At 69.4% G+C, this 15,397-nt stretch carries 17 protein-coding genes and 1 pseudogene; 11 read left to right on the plus strand and 7 right to left on the minus strand.

Going from position 1 to position 15,397, the window contains the following annotated elements; all coding sequences use genetic code 11:
• The first annotated feature begins 133 nt into the window (after positions 1-133).
• The 7 genes and pseudogenes from AB0F18_RS12065 (at position 134) to AB0F18_RS12095 (ending at position 5,332) form a co-directional block, all read left to right on the plus strand.
• Positions 134-2,596, plus strand: coding sequence for an SIR2 family protein (locus AB0F18_RS12065; RefSeq protein ID WP_362058092.1), 2,463 nt, complete (start codon positions 134-136; stop codon positions 2,594-2,596).
• Positions 2,597-2,955: 359 nt separating this feature from the next.
• Positions 2,956-3,245: pseudogene (locus AB0F18_RS12070) on the plus strand (Uma2 family endonuclease); the annotation flags it as partial.
• Positions 3,246-3,270: 25 nt separating this feature from the next.
• A complete protein-coding gene (locus AB0F18_RS12075) occupies positions 3,271-3,540 on the plus strand; it encodes a type II toxin-antitoxin system RelE/ParE family toxin (protein WP_362058095.1) in 270 nt (89 codons plus the stop codon).
• An 84-nt stretch (positions 3,541-3,624) separates the two neighbouring features.
• Positions 3,625-3,876 (plus strand): hypothetical protein, encoded by a 252-nt coding sequence (locus AB0F18_RS12080; RefSeq protein WP_362058098.1) that lies wholly within the window; start codon positions 3,625-3,627, stop codon positions 3,874-3,876.
• Positions 3,876-4,268, plus strand: coding sequence for a DNA-binding protein (locus AB0F18_RS12085; protein ID WP_362058101.1), 393 nt, complete (start codon positions 3,876-3,878; stop codon positions 4,266-4,268). The genes AB0F18_RS12080 and AB0F18_RS12085 overlap by 1 nt, the downstream gene beginning before the upstream one ends.
• A gap of 408 nt (positions 4,269-4,676) precedes the next feature.
• Positions 4,677-4,943, plus strand: a complete 267-nt coding sequence (locus AB0F18_RS12090; RefSeq protein ID WP_362058104.1) for a hypothetical protein — start codon at positions 4,677-4,679, stop codon at positions 4,941-4,943.
• On the plus strand, positions 4,940-5,332 hold the full coding sequence (locus AB0F18_RS12095; protein WP_362058107.1) for a PIN domain-containing protein: 393 nt from the start codon (positions 4,940-4,942) through the stop codon (positions 5,330-5,332). The genes AB0F18_RS12090 and AB0F18_RS12095 overlap by 4 nt, the downstream gene beginning before the upstream one ends.
• Positions 5,333-6,319: 987 nt before the next feature.
• Here AB0F18_RS12095 and AB0F18_RS12100 read toward each other — a convergent pair.
• From AB0F18_RS12100 to ychF, 5 genes are all read right to left on the minus strand, one after another.
• On the minus strand, positions 6,320-6,817 hold the full coding sequence (locus AB0F18_RS12100; protein WP_362058110.1) for a restriction endonuclease fold toxin-2 domain-containing protein: 498 nt from the start codon (positions 6,815-6,817) through the stop codon (positions 6,320-6,322).
• 21 nt (positions 6,818-6,838) lie between these two features.
• Positions 6,839-7,801: a hypothetical protein gene (locus AB0F18_RS12105; RefSeq protein WP_362058113.1), complete on the minus strand. Its 963-nt coding sequence runs from the start codon at positions 7,799-7,801 to the stop codon at positions 6,839-6,841.
• A gap of 295 nt (positions 7,802-8,096) precedes the next feature.
• Positions 8,097-8,351: a Txe/YoeB family addiction module toxin gene (locus AB0F18_RS12110; protein WP_168530032.1), complete on the minus strand. Its 255-nt coding sequence runs from the start codon at positions 8,349-8,351 to the stop codon at positions 8,097-8,099.
• Positions 8,348-8,629, minus strand: coding sequence for a type II toxin-antitoxin system prevent-host-death family antitoxin (locus AB0F18_RS12115; protein WP_099889684.1), 282 nt, complete (start codon positions 8,627-8,629; stop codon positions 8,348-8,350). The genes AB0F18_RS12110 and AB0F18_RS12115 overlap by 4 nt, the downstream gene beginning before the upstream one ends.
• A gap of 186 nt (positions 8,630-8,815) precedes the next feature.
• The gene (ychF, locus tag AB0F18_RS12120; RefSeq protein ID WP_362058117.1) at positions 8,816-9,904 is read right to left on the minus strand and encodes a redox-regulated ATPase YchF; all 1,089 of its coding nucleotides are present in this window, start codon (positions 9,902-9,904) and stop codon (positions 8,816-8,818) included.
• A 152-nt stretch (positions 9,905-10,056) separates the two neighbouring features.
• Here ychF and AB0F18_RS12125 point away from each other — a divergent pair, with 152 nt between their 5' ends.
• On the plus strand, positions 10,057-10,548 hold the full coding sequence (locus AB0F18_RS12125; RefSeq protein WP_362058120.1) for a DUF6542 domain-containing protein: 492 nt from the start codon (positions 10,057-10,059) through the stop codon (positions 10,546-10,548).
• A 14-nt stretch (positions 10,549-10,562) separates the two neighbouring features.
• On the opposite strand, the gene ppgK is transcribed toward AB0F18_RS12125, so the two are convergent.
• Positions 10,563-11,312, minus strand: a complete 750-nt coding sequence (ppgK, locus tag AB0F18_RS12130; protein ID WP_362058123.1) for a polyphosphate--glucose phosphotransferase — start codon at positions 11,310-11,312, stop codon at positions 10,563-10,565.
• Between the two features lie 32 nt (positions 11,313-11,344).
• Entirely contained in the window at positions 11,345-12,352 is a 1,008-nt protein-coding gene (locus AB0F18_RS12135; protein WP_362058126.1) for a 4-hydroxy-3-methylbut-2-enyl diphosphate reductase, read from the minus strand.
• 86 nt (positions 12,353-12,438) lie between these two features.
• On the opposite strand from AB0F18_RS12135, the gene AB0F18_RS12140 reads away from it, so the two are divergent.
• Genes AB0F18_RS12140 through AB0F18_RS12150 form a run of 3 tightly spaced genes read left to right on the plus strand, consistent with a single transcriptional unit; the run spans position 12,439 to position 15,370 of the window.
• Entirely contained in the window at positions 12,439-13,812 is a 1,374-nt protein-coding gene (locus AB0F18_RS12140) for an APC family permease (protein WP_362058129.1), read from the plus strand.
• Positions 13,813-13,845: 33 nt separating this feature from the next.
• Positions 13,846-15,105, plus strand: coding sequence for an exodeoxyribonuclease VII large subunit (xseA, locus tag AB0F18_RS12145; RefSeq protein WP_362058132.1), 1,260 nt, complete (start codon positions 13,846-13,848; stop codon positions 15,103-15,105).
• 25 nt (positions 15,106-15,130) lie between these two features.
• Positions 15,131-15,370, plus strand: a complete 240-nt coding sequence (locus tag AB0F18_RS12150) for an exodeoxyribonuclease VII small subunit (RefSeq protein WP_362058135.1) — start codon at positions 15,131-15,133, stop codon at positions 15,368-15,370.
• The last annotated feature ends 27 nt before the right edge of the window (positions 15,371-15,397 follow it).

The raw sequence follows: 15,397 nt of genomic DNA on the forward strand, positions 1-15,397 counted from the left end.
ACCCCGGCCCCCGCGGGACGGCACCGGCCGCAGAACCGATACATCGGACCGTCTCTGACCGACCGCCCGCCAACTCCCCTCCCCCGTGCCAGGCTTGACGCTTCGACCGCGCACTCCCGCAAGGAGTCCACCCTTGTCCAAGCTCCAGTCCTTGCTGACCGCGAACCAGCTCCGCTACCTCAAGACGGCTGCCCGGAACGGCTCGTACCAGATACTCCTCGGCGCGGGCGCCAGCCACGGGGCGCGCAACCGGCACGGCACGGTGCCGATGGCCAAGGCCCTGGTGAAGGCGCTCGCCGAGGAGTACCGGCAGGTTCCGATCAACACCGAGGAGGACACCCTGTCGCGCGCCTACCAGCGCGCGGTCCTCGGCACCTCCCCGGAGGCGGTGTGGCGGTTCCTCAAGAAGGTCTTCGGGGAGGTCGAACACTCCGCGTGGTTCACCGACCTGATCTGCCTGCCCTGGCGGCGCGTGTGGACCCTCAACGTCGACGACGCCGTCGAACAGGCCTACCGCTCCAGCCCGCTCGCCCCGTACCGGCCCGCGCGGACGATCTCCTGGGACGACAGCTTCTCGGAGACCGGCGATCTGGAGGTCATCCACCTCCACGGCCACATCATCGACGCCAAGCCGCGCAAGCTGATCTTCTCCCTCTCCGAGTACCAGGCGGCCGCCCAGAAGCACGTCGTCTGGGACGGGGTCCTCGCCTCGGCCATCGGCGCCAAGCCCCTCGTGGTCGTCGGCGCCCGGCTCCTCGACGACCCGGACGTCGAGCGGCTGCTGACCCGCAACCGCCCCACCGCGCCCGCACCCTCCCTCGTCGTCGACCCCTACATCTCGCCCGAGAACGAGTGGGAGCTGAAGAAGTACGGCTTCATCGTCTACAAGGGCACCGCCGAGGAGTTCACCGGGGACTGGCTGGCCCACGTCGGGCTGGACAAGGGGGCGCTGCTGGAGCTGGCGCAGAGCGAGCGGCTGAGCGTCCCGCAGGTGCAGGAACTCCAGACCAACCACCCGGGGCCGCGCCCCAACACCCACCGCTACCTCGACGGCGACGAGCCCCTGTGGTGCGACGCCGTCGACGACCTGGTGGCCCCGCTCTCCTGGATGCAGGAGGTCTCCCGGTCCATCGCGAACTGGGCCGCCTCCGAGGAGCACCGGCCGGGGATCCACCTCATCTACGGGGCCCGCCTGACCGGGGTCTCCAGCGGACTGCTGTGGATCGCGAGGAACGCGCGGCAGGCCGGCGTCCGCTCGTACCTCTTCGACCGGTCGGGGCGTTTCGACGTGCAGCGGCTGGTCGACAAGTTCAGCGGCCACGGCCCCTCCGTCCTCTTCATCGACGGCGCGGCCGACTTCGCCGACGACATCGACCAGCTGCTCAGCGAGGCCGGGCTGGAGGGCACCGCGGAGATCTACGTGGTGGCGGCGGAGCTGCCGGGCCGCAACCTCCAGCTGGAGGCCCGCCTCGTCGGGGCGTACGAGGAACGCATGACGGCGGCCGTCCCGGGCCGGCTCCAGCGCCGGGACGCGGAGACGCTCGTCGCCAAACGCGAGAAGCTCGGCCGGCTCGGGAAGCTGGAGGACATGGACAACCGGCAGCGGGTCGGGCACTTCATGGGCCGCGACGTCTTCTCGGCGATGATGGAGCTGGAGTACGGGGTCGGCTTCCGCAAGCGCATGGAGCAGGAGATCTTCTCCCTGGACGCCGACTGGAAGAAGTCCCTGATCCTGCTGCTGTCCATCGCCAGCCGCGGCCGCAACTCGGTCAGCGTGCTGGAGTGCGCCAAGGCCCTGCGCGTCTCCTCGGACACGATCGTCCGGGCGGTCCAGCGCAGCAGCAACCTCGGCTCCTTCATCGAGATCCGCGGCGACATCCTCGTGGCCCGGCAGCGGGACCTGCTCATGGACCACATCGTCACGTCCATGGGCACCGGCGGCGCCCTCACCTCCCTGCGGGAGTGCATCCAGAACCTGGCGCCCCTGGTCAACCAGGACAGCCTGCGCGTCCGCAACCGTGCCGCCATGCTGGTCCGCTACGCGATGACCCAGAAGCTCCTGACCAGCATGTTCCCGAACGCCGACGTGGAGCTCTTCTACGAGAAGCTCCGCTCCCAGTTCGGCGACTGGAACGCCCGCTACTGGGAGCAGCGGGCGATCCACGCGAAGCACCAGAACGACTGGTCCCGCGCCGAGTCCTTCGCCGAACGGGCGGTCAACCTCCTGGACGACGCCTTCACCCGGACCACCTGCGGCACCATCCTGATCAACAAGGCCCACTACTTCGCCACCCAGGGCGACAACCGCTGGCAGGAGTTCTACCTCCGCGGCAAGAACCACTTCGACCTGGCCCTGTCCGCCGACCGGGCGAACGGGGTGACGGCCTTCGCGTTCCTCCAGTCGGCGATGTCCCTGGCGGAAACCGCCCGCGAGTCCGCCGTCCGGGACTGGGACGGCCCCCTGGCGGACCTCCTCGACGAGTGGCAGCAGATCTACAGCGGCCTGCGCCTCCTCCTGGGCGGCAACCTGGCCCTGGACTCGGTCCGCCAGGCCGAGGCCCTCTCCCGCCGCTGGACGAAGCTCACGAAGGCCTGACCGCCCCGCCCCTCGCCCCTGCCCTCCGCCCTCCGCCCTCCGGCCGAGCCCGCCCGCTCGGCCGGTCGCCCGTCACCGGGTGTCAGTGGCGGCTGTTTCCATGGCGCCATGAGCGCCGTGCACACGACCGCCGCCCTCCTCCCCGACCCCGCCGCGCTCCGCGCCCGTCTGCGCGCACTGGCCGTACTGGACACGGCGATCGGCGACGACCCGTGGTCCGCCCGCTACTCCTTCGACCCCGCCTGGGGACCCCGGCGTGGAGGCGGCCCTGATGCGGATCGGCTCGGGGGACGAGTTCTCGGTGCTCTTCGCCCCGGCCGGCGTGCTCGTGCGCGGCTTCGACCACGAGTCGCCGATGAGATCGCACCTGGTACGCCCCCGACGACGTGAAACTCGTCGTGGAGGTCGTCTCCCCCGAGTCCGCGCACCGCGACCGCACGGTCAAACTCCGCAAATACGCGGAGACCGGCATTCGGCACCACTGGTGCATCGAGGACGAGGACGGCTCGCCTGTCGTGCACGTCTACGAGCTCGACGGACCGACCGGCAGATCGCGCCCGCTGGGATCTTCCGCGGATCACTCCAGCGCCTGGTGCCCTTAGAGATCACCCTGAACCTCGGCAAGCTCACACCACCCCGCCGCAGCTGAACGCCTGCACACAACGGTGCGGGCCTTGCCGGAACCCGCCACCGTCCTGCGCCCTGAGGTGCAGGCCGCGCTTCGGAAGATCCCTCGTGACATGGCGCTGCGCATCCTTGCCAGGCTGACCGAGCTGGAGACCGACCCTCTCGGCGTCAACACCACCGCACTCGTGTCCCAGCCCGAGAGGCGCCGTCTGCGCGTCGGCGACTACCGCATCGTCTACACGATCGACAACGGAGAGCTGGTGGTCTGGGTCGTGCACGTCGGGCACCGCTCCACCGTTTACGACACAGCAGGGTGACGACGAAGGGGCCGGCTCCCGGAGGAGTCGACCCATCGGGGCCGGCGGGCACAACAATTTACTACCGTTGGTAGGATCGGCATCATGAGTAGTAGCAGGAAGTATTCGATCAGCCTGCCCGAGGACCTCGCCGAAGCCGTGCGCGCCCACGTCGGCCCTGGCGGCTTCTCCGCCTACGTCGCAGAGGCCCTCGAACAACGGGTCGCCATGGACAAGCTCCGGCAGATCGTCGCCGACTTCGAGACCGACAATGACGAGCTCACCCGCGAAGAGGTCGAGGCGGCCCGCGCTCTGCTGCGCCATGACCACCGGCAGGCCGGCGGGGCCGCTGCCTGATGCCCGGCACGCTACTGCTCGACTGCGAAGGCCTGTCGAAGCTCTACCGCAAGGACCGCACTGTCGTGGCTCTGCTCCAAGCGGCATCGGAAGAAGGCGTCCGCGTGGCGACGAGCGCCATGACCACCCTTGAGGCCGACTACGAGCGCATCCACCCCGCCCGCATCAAGTGGGTCCTCTCCCGCATCGACGTTCGCGACGTCACCAAGGAGGTCACCGACCAGGCCGCCGCCCTCCTTCGCACCCACCATCTCCATGGCCACAAGTACGCCATCGACGCCGCCTTCGCCGTCATCGCTCGCAACGCACCCCGGCCCGTCACCGTCCTCACGTCCGACCCCGAGGATCTGACGCTCCTGTGCGGCCCTTCCGTGGAAGTCGTCAAGGTCTGAGGCATCTCACGCCGACAGGACCTGCCACTGCCCCCCATCACGGGGCGAGGGCTCCCTGCGGACAGAAGGTTGCGCCCGACCCGCCAACAAGCGGGTTGGGCACAGCTCTTGACGAGACGTCACACGTTGAAGCCGAATGCCTGCGGCCCAATCCTGACCTGCGACGCAGCCGAACACAGCGCCTTGACCAGGCATTTCCCCGCTGGCGAGCGTTGAGTCCCGACGGCTGCCTACGAGTGTCCCGCGACCGTCTGCGGACTGGCGGGCCGCCACTGGCCTCGCCGCGGCCCCCGCCTTGATTCCGACCTGCTACGCCCCTGTGGTCGGCCATCCGGCCCAGGTGGCCACCCCCACCCCTTCGAGGCAAAGGCCATCCGTTCGGACGCCATATTGCGCTATGGTATTTGTATGGCTAGCAAGAAGGTGACCATCACCCTTGATGAATCCCTGGTCGAAGCCCTGGCGGGCGCAGCCAAGGAAGAGGGCATCCCTCTCTCCCGACTCGTCGCCGGAGCGGCTGAGCGCGAACTGCGGCTTCGGGCGGGCCGAGCCGTCATAAGGGAGTGGCAGGCCGAGCACGGCGCCTTCACCCCGGAGGACCTCGCCGCTGCCCGCGCAGACATGGCCGCCGCCGACGCGGAACACCTCGGCGCTTCCGGGGCCTCGGCCGCGTGAACATCCCCTACCTGTACGACGCCGGGGCGCTCATCGCCATCGACAACAACGACCGGCGCATGTGGGCCCGCCACAGCTTGGCCCTCGAAGACGGCCGGGACATCCACGTCCCCTCCATCGTCGTCAGCCAGGCCTGGCGGGACTCACGCCGCCGGGTACGGCTCGGTAGGTTCCTCGCCGGATGCGACGTCGTGCCGGTCGGCCTGGAAACCGCCAAGACCGCAGGCGTGCTGTGCGGCAAGGCCGGCACGGCCGATGTCGTCGACGCCACCGTCGTCGTCATGGCAGCCAGTCTCGGCGCGATCATCTGGACCTCCGACCCGGACGACATCCACGCCCTCATCGACGCCCTGGACGTCAAGCCCGCTCCTGTCATCCGCACTGTCTGACCTCCGAGCCCCAGCTCAGGGGCCACCCAGAGCCTGTTCACCTATCGCGGCCTGACCTGTGACTTCAGCGTTATCTGCTCGTACCGTCACGCCCCGAGACGCTGATAGCGCTTCCAGCAGTCATCGGTGGAAACCAACCACCTCCGTACAGATACTCAATGCAGTCTCGCCGCCTGGGCATGGACGGCCTCCTTGTCGATAGCACCAGGAGCATGCGTTCCAGTGGGGGGCGACCAGCTGCACGCCCAGCGAGGCAACAAACGCTCCACCACTTGCGACGACGCTCGCCGGCGCTCTCGCAGACCAGCGGAGCACTGCATCTCCTCGGGGTCGCGCCCCCTTCTGCGGACTGTTGCGGACAGCACAATGGCCTGACCCGCGTTCCCGCAGGTCAGGCCATCTATGGGTATGCGACTACACGTTGAAGCGGAATGTCTGCGGCCCGAGTCTGACCTGCGGCGGATCCCTGTAAGGGTCCCTGACCAGGCGTTTCTCCGTTGGTGAGCGTTGGGTCCCGACGGTCGCTTACGGTGTCCTGCGGACTGTCTGCAGACTGGCCTACGGGGTCTCGACGGAGTCGAGGTGCCTGCGCAGCTCCGCCGCGATCTCTTCCTCCCCACCCTCGGCCGGCAGCGGCGAACCAGACGAGGTGCGGTGCGGGCACAAAGGAGTCCCGAAGCCACCGCGCGAAGACAGCGGCTTCGCCTGCGGTCACGTCGGTCAGAGTGATGTAGGCGTAGTCGGGCTTAGGCATCGACGCCGTCCCGTCGATCCATACGCCAGGCGCCAGCTCGATCTCGAAATCGAGGACGGGCACACTGTGGATCCCCGAGATCCGACACTCCACGGCCGGCTCTTGGAACGCCTCTCTCAGAGCCCTCTCCAGAGACTCGGCCGTGGCTCGCCAAGCTCCGCCGTCGCCCTGGGGCGGGTAGAAGGCAAAATTGGTTCGGATATTCCGTTCAGTGGGCACGGTCTTCCTCTGTCTCACGGCACGTATCGCGTCGAGCCCGGCGTACCCGACATCGCCATCATGGACTGCCAGTAGGCAGCGTTGTCCTTGCTGTTCGTGACAATCTCCAGCCCCCGTATCTCGCTGTTCGCGGGGTTTTCCATTGCTTGCTTGTACCGGACCAGCTCCTTCTCGTCACCGGCGTACATGGAGTCGATGACGGGATCCCAAGCAATCTTTCCCTGCGAGTCCACCTTGATCGGTTTGGTCAGAATCTCTTCCAAGCGGTCAAGGGATCGGAAGCTCTTCTTCTTGCAGTCGGGATCACGAACGTGCTTCGCCTCGACGAGGTATCCGTCAACGGGCCGTATGCCGTCCACCATCAGTCCACGGTTCTTCCCGGCGCCAGGCGTGAGCGAGTTCATCCACGTACGGAACTGCTGCTGCTCCGAGGCCGTGAGTAGCTTGGTAGTACCGGGCACCGGGGCAATGGGATCAGCGAACGGGATGCCGGGGTCGACAGAGTTGACCATCGGCAGGAGTGCAGGGGTCCCCTACGACGCGAGCCTGATCGGCAAGGGAACGGGCAGGCGGATGAGCGGGGGCAGGAACGGCACCCCGGGGAGCCCCGGAGCCGCCGGGCCTCCTGCATCGGGGAGCGTGACTCGCGCTGCGGAAGAGTCGAGGGCGTGGGCGACGTCTCCCAGGTCGTGTATCCAGGAGTCGCCGAGAACGGCATCGTGCAGCCCGCCGTCGTAGCCGTTGCCTCCGAACATGGGTGTGTCCCAGGGCATGTCCACTTCGAACAGGTCGTTCTTGTGGTCCCGGATCTTCGCTTTGGCGGCCTCCACGTGATCGGCGTACCGAGCACACGCCTTTGCCAGCTGAGAGCACGCGGCCACCAGGTTCGTAACCAACGGCTCGTCCTGCTGCGCCTTTGCTGGAGGGCAGGTAAGACCCACACAGTGCTTGAAGTACGACTGGAAGGCATCCGCTACCTCCCCCGAGTGCGCTCTACTTGCGGTCGAGGCGTAGGTCTGGGCATCTTCCAGGAGCCGCTGCAAGAGGGAGCCGGCGTGCTGCCAGGACCGACCAACGGCGCGGATCTTCTCCGGTGAACCACGGAACCGGTCGCTACGTCCTGCTGGCGCGCACTGGTCGTACCAAGCGGTTTCGCCCACCACTCCGGGGAGCTCCTGCCCGAGGCCGAAGCAGCTCTCCGTGCAGTCGGCGCCCGGGTCACCCATGCCCACAGTCAGGTCGACCTGTTTCCCCAGGAACGCCGACGCCGTGCGGCTCTCCTGAGCCATGAATTCACGGGCATTACGCATCAGACCACGGCTCGTGGCCCCGAGGATGTAGGAGCTGAATCCCATCTTGTCCAGAGCTGTGGACGCCGCTGGCGCGTAGACCTTGGCAAACGAGCGTCCTGCGTCGTCGTCACCGGCCATCCCCTGCTGCAGTGCCAGCTCATGCCCCAGCGCGATGAACTCCAAGTCAGGCGCAAGCCCACTCACGACGCCCCTCCCCACCGCAGACGTGAACGATCAAGCCAACGCACGAATACGGCGACGTCTGCGCGACACTGCGCCTACGGTTCGAAGGCCCCAGCGGCGTACTGCTTCCCCCCTCCGGGTCGACCCGATCTGCGGACTGTTGCGGACAGCACCACGCCCTGACCCGCGTTCTAGCAGGTCAGGGCGCCTCTAGGGATGCGATCAGACGTTGAACCGGAACGCCGAGCGCAGAGCTACGACCTGTGGAAACGCCGTTTCGGACGGGCCTCTCCCAGCACCATCCCAGCACGGTCGGTCAGTAGTGGTACCGAGCCGCGAGAATGACGATCTCCTTGTCGGTCACCAGGTAGACGAGGCGGTGCTCGTCGTCGATCCGCCGCGACCACGCGCCAGGCAGGTGGTACTTCAAAGGTTCGGGCTTGCCGATCCCCGAAAACGGGTCACGCCTGACGTCCTCGATGAGCTTGTTGATCCGGGCGAGCATCTTGCGGTCGTTCTTGAGCCAGGACGTGTAGTCCTCCCAGCCCTGATCCTCGAAGACAAGCCTCACGCGGCACCCGCACCAGCGTCTGCCGAGTCCGGATCGATCAGCTCCCGCTCCGACACATTGACGTGGGCCAGGGCGTTCTCGTACGCCTTGAGCAGCCGGCGGGCGTTCGCCGGGGAGCGCAGCAGGTACGAGCCCTCGCGCAGCGCCGCGTAGTCCTCGGCCGAGACGAGCACGGCGTTGCCGTGCTTCGAGACGATCTCGATGGCCTCGTGGTTCTCGTTGACCTTCTTGATCAGCGGAAAGAGTTCCTTGCGGGCTTCGCTCGCGGTTATGGACATGACCTGACCTCTTCCCTCAAGTGGTACCTAATAACGTACCACTCTCGGCGCCACCCAGGGGGAGAAATGCCTGACGGGCTGTCAGTTATCCCGGCACGGGAAAAAGCCAAGGGCCCACCTCCGAGGAGGTGGGCCCTTCTGACCTGCAGGTTTGCCCAGTGAGCGACGTGGTGCTAATTCACACGCTCAGACGTTGAAGCGGAACTCGACCACGTCGCCGTCCTGCATGACGTAGTCCTTGCCCTCCATGCGGGCCTTGCCCTTCGCGCGGGCTTCCGCGACCGAGCCGCAGTCGACCAGGTCCGCGAAGGAGATGACCTCCGCCTTGATGAAGCCGCGCTGGAAGTCGGTGTGGATCACGCCGGCCGCCTCGGGGGCCGTGGCGCCCTGCTTGATGGTCCAGGCGCGGGTTTCCTTCGGGCCGGCCGTCAGGTAGGTCTGGAGGCCCAGGGTGGCGAAGCCGACGCGGCCGAGGGTGGCGAGGCCCGGCTCGTCCTGGCCGACCGACTGGAGGAGCTCCAGGGCTTCCTCGTCGTCCAGCTCGGCGAGGTCCGCCTCCAGCTTGGCGTTGAGGAAGATGGCCTCCGCCGGGGCGACCAGGGCGGACTGCTCGGCCTTGAAGGCGTCGTCCGTCAGCTCGTCCTCGTCCACGTTGAAGACGTAGAGGAACGGCTTGGTGGTGAGCAGGTGCAGCTCGTGGAGGAGGTCGCCCTGCTCCGTGCCCTTGGTGATGCCCTGGGAGAAGAGGGTGTCGCCGTTCTCCAGGATCTTCTGGGCCTTCTCGGTCGCCGCCAGGACCGCGACCTTGTCCTTCTGGAGGCGGGACTCCTTCGTCAGCCGGGGGATCGCCTTCTCGATGGACTGGAGGTCGGCGAGGATCAGCTCGGTGTTGATCGTCTCGATGTCGTCCTTGGGCGAGACCTTGCCGTCGACGTGGACGACGTTCTCGTCCTTGAAGGCGCGGATGACCTGGCAGATGGCGTCCGACTCACGGATGTTCGCGAGGAACTTGTTGCCCAGGCCCTCGCCCTCCGAGGCGCCGCGCACGATGCCGGCGATGTCGACGAAGTCGACCGTGGCCGGGAGGATGCGCTGCGAGCCGAAGATCCCGGCCAGGACGGCCAGGCGCTTGTCCGGGACGCCGACGACGCCGATGTTCGGCTCGATGGTGGCGAACGGGTAGTTGGCCGCCAGTACGTCGTTCTTGGTCAGGGCGTTGAACAGGGTCGACTTGCCGACATTCGGCAGGCCGACGATTCCGATCGTGAGCGACACGTTGGCGACTTCCCGTAGCTGAGTGGGGGCGGCGGCCCGGAGTGGGCCGTCGGACAGTTTACTTTCTTCCGATGAGCGCACGTCGTTGTACGCGTGTCCGAGCGGGCTGAGCGCGGCCTCCCGCCTAGGTTGGTGGGGTGGAGCGATACAGGATGCGTTCAGTACGTCACCCGCAGGTGCCCGCGCAGGTCGCCCGGGCGGCGCGCCGGCCCCGGCCCGCGGCCCCGGCCGGGCGGCGGACGCCGCGGCCCAGGCTGACCGGGCTCGGCGGCGGGCTGTTCGCCTGCGTGGCGATGCTGCTGGTCGCGGGGATCTCGTGGCTGCTGTTCGACTCCTCGCTGTTCGCGTACGGGCTGCTGTTCCTGCCCGTGGCGGCCGCGACCGCCCTGTGGGTGCGGCCGGCCGACCTGATCACCGCGCCGGTGTGCGTGCCGATCGCCTTCGCCGCCGGAGTGTGGCCCGTGTCGGGCGGCTCCGGCGGCTTCGGCGGGGAGCTCATGGGGGTGGTGTCGGCGCTGTCCCTGCACGCCGGGTGGCTGTACGCGGGCACGCTGGTCGCGGCGCTGATCGCGCTGGTGCGGCGCGCCGCGCTCAGCGGGCGGCGGCGGGCGGCGCGCCGCGGCAGCAGTTCCGCCGCCTACTGAGTGAGGTCCGTCGCCTACTGAGTGAGGCCGTCGCGCGCGGCCATGGCGGCGCCGACGATGCCCGCGTTGTTCTGGAGCGCCGCGGGGACGATCTTCGCCCGGACGTTCGTGAGGAGGGGGACGAACTTCTCCGGTTTGCGGCTGACCCCGCCGCCCAGGATGAACAGGTCCGGGGAGAACAGCATCTCGACGTGGGCCAGGTACTTGTCTAGCCGGTGCGCCCAGCGCTCCCAGCTGAGGTCCCCGTCCTCCTTGGCCTTCACCGAGGCCCGGGTCTCCGCGTCGTGGCCCTTGAGCTCCAGGTGGCCCAGCTCGGTGTTCGGCACGAGCCGGCCGTCGCGGAAGAGGGCGCTGCCGATGCCCGTGCCCAGGGTGAGCAGGATGACCGTGCCGGGGACGCCGCGCCCCGCCCCGTACGTCATCTCCGCGACGCCCGCCGCGTCGGCGTCGTTGAGGACCGTGACCGGGCGGCCGCCGAGCCGGCCGGAGAGCAGGGCCGCCGCGTCTAGGCCGACCCAGCCCTTGTCGACGTTGGCGGCCGACCTGGTGACCCCGTGGGTGACCACCCCGGGGAAGGTGACGCCGACCGGTCCGTCCCAGGAGAAGTTGCGGATCACCTCGAGTACGCCTCCGGCCACCCCGTCGGGGGTGGCCGGATGTGGTGTCAGTACCTTGTGGCGCTCCTGCGCCAGCTCGCCGCGGTCCAGGTCCACGGGAGCGCCCTTGATCCCTGAACCGCCGATGTCCACACCGAAGATCTGCATGGACTCACCGTACGAACGAGCCGCCGCGCGGGCTACTCGTCGGAGCCCTGGGCCACCAGTTCGGCGGCCTCGGCGCGCAGGTCGCGGCGCAGCTCCTTCGGCAGCGAGAAGGTGATGGACTCCTCGGCCGTCTTGACGATCTCGACGTCCACGAAGCCGCGCCCCGCGAGCCATTCGAGGACCTCCTCGACGAGCACCTCCGGCACCGAGGCGCCCGAGGTCAGGCCGACCGTGGTGACGCCCTCCAGCCAGGCCTCGTCGATCTCGCTCGCGAAGTCGACCAGGTGGGCGGCGCGGGCGCCGGCGTCCAGGGCGACCTCGACGAGGCGGATGGAGTTCGAGGAGTTCTTCGAGCCGACGACGATGACCAGGTCGGCGTCGGCGCCCATCGCCTTGACGGCGGCCTGCCGGTTCGAGGTGGCGTAGCAGATGTCGTCGCTGGGCGGGGAGACGAGCAGCGGGAACTTCGTCTTCAGCGCGTCGACGGTCTCCATCGTCTCGTCGACGGAGAGGGTGGTCTGGGAGAGCCAGACGACCTTGGACTCGTCGCGGACGGTGACCTTGTCGACGTCGTCCGGGCCGTCGACGATCGTGATGTGGTCGGGGGCCTCGCCGGAGGTGCCGATGACCTCCTCGTGGCCCTCGTGGCCGATGAGGAGGATGTCGAAGTCCTCGTTGGCGTACCGGACCGCTTCCTTGTGGACCTTGGTGACCAGGGGGCAGGTCGCGTCGATGGTCGCGAGCTTGCCGCGCGCCGCCTCCTCGTGCACCACGGGGGCCACGCCGTGCGCGGAGAACATGACGATGCTGCCCGGCGGGACCTCCTCCGTCTTCTCGACGAAGATGGCGCCCTTTTTCTGCAGCGTCTGGACGACGTACTTGTTGTGCACGATCTCGTGACGGACGTAGACCGGGGCGCCGTACTGCTCAAGGGCCTTCTCGACGGCGATCACGGCGCGGTCCACGCCCGCGCAGTAACCGCGCGGGGCGGCGAGCAGGACGCGGCGGGAAGCGGGAGCGGGGGCAGTCATACGCTCCATCGTACGGGGGGCTCCAGGAGGCCGGACGTCCCCCGTCCGGCAGAGACTGGGTCGAACGTCCGTCCTCACCGTCCTCCGGAGGAACGATGGCAGCCGCTGTGGATCCCGGTACGGCCGCGCCCGCGGCGCTCCGGCGGAGCCTGGGCTTCCGGGATCTGGTGGTGTACGGGCTGCTCTTCATCGCGCCCATGGCCCCGGTCGGGGTCTTCGGGGCCCTGGACGCCCGGTCGCACGGGGCGGTGGCCCTCGTGTACCTGGCCGCGACCGTCGCGATGGGCTTCACGGCGTTCTCGTACGCGCAGATGGTGCGGGTGGCCCCGCAGGCCGGGTCGGTGTTCACCTATGCCCGCAAGGGGCTCGGGGAGGGGCCCGGGATGGTCGCGGGGTGGATGGCGATGCTCGACTACCTGCTGATCCCGGCGGTGGCGTACCTGTTCTCGGGGATCGCGATGAACGCGCTGGTGCCGGAGGTCTCGCGGTGGGTGTGGACGGCGCTGGCGGTGGCGGTGACGACCCTGCTGAACCTGTGGGGGGTGCGGGCGGCCGCGCGGGTGGGGTTCGCGGTGCTGGCGATGGAGGTCGTGGTGCTGCTCGTCTTCCTGGTGTCGGCGGTGGCGGTGCTGGTGCGGGACGGGGCGCGGCGCGGCTGGCTGTCGCCGCTGACCGGTGACGGCTCGCTGGGTTTCTCGACGGCGGCGGTGGTGGGGGCGGTGTCGGTGGCGGTGCTGTCGTACCTGGGTTTCGACGCGATCGCCTCGTTCGCGGAGGAGGTGACGGGGGGCAGTGCGCGGGTGGCCCGGGCGGTGCTGTTCTGCCTGGCGCTGACCGGGGTGCTGTTCGTGGCGCAGACGTACCTGGCGGCGCTGCTGGCCCCGTTCTCGGCGTCGGAGCTGGCGGCGGACCCGGCGTTGCAGGGGCCGGCGTTCTATACGGCGGTGGAGGCCTCGGTCGGGGGGTGGCTGCACGACCTGGTGGCGGTGAGCAAGGCGGTGGGGGCGGCCTTCGCGGCGCTGGCGGGGCAGGCGGCGGCGGGGCGGCTGCTGTTCGCGATGGCCCGGGAGCGGCGGCTGCCGGCGGCCCTGGCGCGCACCTCGGGCGGTACGCCGAGGGCGGCGCTGCTGGTGGCGGCGGCGGTGACGCTGGTCGCGGCGGTGTGGGCGGCCCGGCGGGACGACGGGCTGGACCATCTGGTGTCGGTCGTGGACATCGGGGCGCTGGTGGCGTTCACCCTGTTGCACGCCTCGGTGGTGGGCTGGTTCGTGGTGCGGCGGGCGGAGGGCCCGCCGAGCTGGGGCAGGCACCTGGTGGCGCCGGTGCTGGGCGCGGCGGTGACCGTCGCCGTGATCGTCGAGGCCTCCCGGACGGCGCAGGTGATGGGGGCGGTGTGGCTGGCGGTGGGGCTGGGGGTGCTGTTCGTGCAGCGTCGCCGCGCGGGTGACGACATCCGGCCCGGGGCCTGAGTCGCTGTCAGCGTCGCCCGTTAGCCTGCCTCCATGGGTCTGAATACGTCGGCTGATGCGCCGCTGCCGGTCGGTCAGGTGTCCCGGCTCATCGGGGGCTGGATCGACCGGCTGGGCCAGGTGTGGGTGGAGGGGCAGATCACGCAGCTGTCCCGGAGGCCGGGGGCGGGGGTGGTGTTCCTGACGCTGCGCGACCCGTCGCACGACATCTCGGTCAGCGTGACCTGCTTCCGCCAGGTCTTCGACGAGGTCGCGGACGTGGTTTCGGAGGGTGCGCGGGTCGTCGTCCTGGCGAAGCCGGAGTGGTACGCCCCGCGCGGGCAGCTGTCCCTGCGGGTCACCGAGATACGGCCCGTCGGCATCGGGGAGCTGCTGGCGCGCCTGGAGCGGCTGAAGCGGTCGCTGGCCTCGGAGGGGCTGTTCGCACTGGAGCGCAAGAAGCCGCTGCCGTTCCTGCCGCAGCTGATCGGGCTGGTGGTGGGGCGTGCCTCGGCGGCCGAGCGGGACGTGCTGGAGAACGCCCGGCGGCGCTGGCCGGCGGTGCGCTTCGAGGTGCGCAACGTGGCCGTGCAGGGGGTGCACGCGGTGCCGCAGGTGGTGCGGGCGGTCAAGGAGCTGGACGCGCTGGACGAGGTCGACGTGATCATCGTGGCGCGGGGCGGCGGGAGCGTGGAGGACCTGCTGCCGTTCTCCGACGAGGAGGTCGTGCGGACGGTCGCGGCGGCCCGTACGCCGGTGGTCTCGGCGATCGGGCACGAGCCGGACACCCCGCTGCTGGACCTGGTGGCGGACCTGCGGGCCTCCACGCCCACGGACGCGGCGAAGAAGGTGGTCCCGGACGTGGGTGAGGAGCTGGAGCGGGTGCGCCAGCTCCAGGGCCGGGGGCTGCGGGCGCTGCGCGGGCTGCTGGAGCGGGAGGAGCGGGGGCTGGCGCACGCGCTGGCCCGGCCGGTGTTCGTCCATCCGCAGCGGATGGTGGAGACCCGGGAGGACGAGCTGGAGGCGCTGCTGGCCCGTAGCCGGCGCACGCTCGGGCACCTGCTGGACCGGGCCGAGTCCGAGCTGGAGCACACCCGGGCGCGGGTGGTGGCGCTGTCGCCGGCGGCCACGCTGGAGCGCGGGTACGCGGTGCTCCAGCGGGCGGACGGGCATGTGGTGCGGGCGCCCGGGGAGGTCGCGGCGGGCGAGGCGCTGCGCGCGCGGGTGGCGGAGGGGGAGTTCGCGGTGAGCGTCCTGGAGGCGGACTCGGGAGCCGCTGGAGACGGACTCGTTCCGGCCGAAAAATCGCTGTAATACACATCTACGATGGGACACGGGAATGACTGAGACCGATACGGCGCTGGGCTACGAGCAGGCCCGTGACGAGCTCGTCGAAGTGGTCCGCAGGCTGGAGGCCGGCGGGACCTCGCTGGAGGAGTCGCTCGCGCTCTGGGAGCGCGGCGAGGAGCTCGCGAAGGTCTGCCGGCACTGGCTGGAGGGCGCACGCGCCCGGCTGGACTCGGCGCTGGCGGCCCGTGAGGCGGCGGAGGCGCAGGACGGCGGGGGCCGCGAGGAGTGATCCGCGTCACCAACACGGAGAGTTAGT

This window comes from Streptomyces sp. NPDC029216, from assembly GCF_040648015.1.
Classification (GTDB): domain Bacteria; phylum Actinomycetota; class Actinomycetes; order Streptomycetales; family Streptomycetaceae; genus Streptomyces.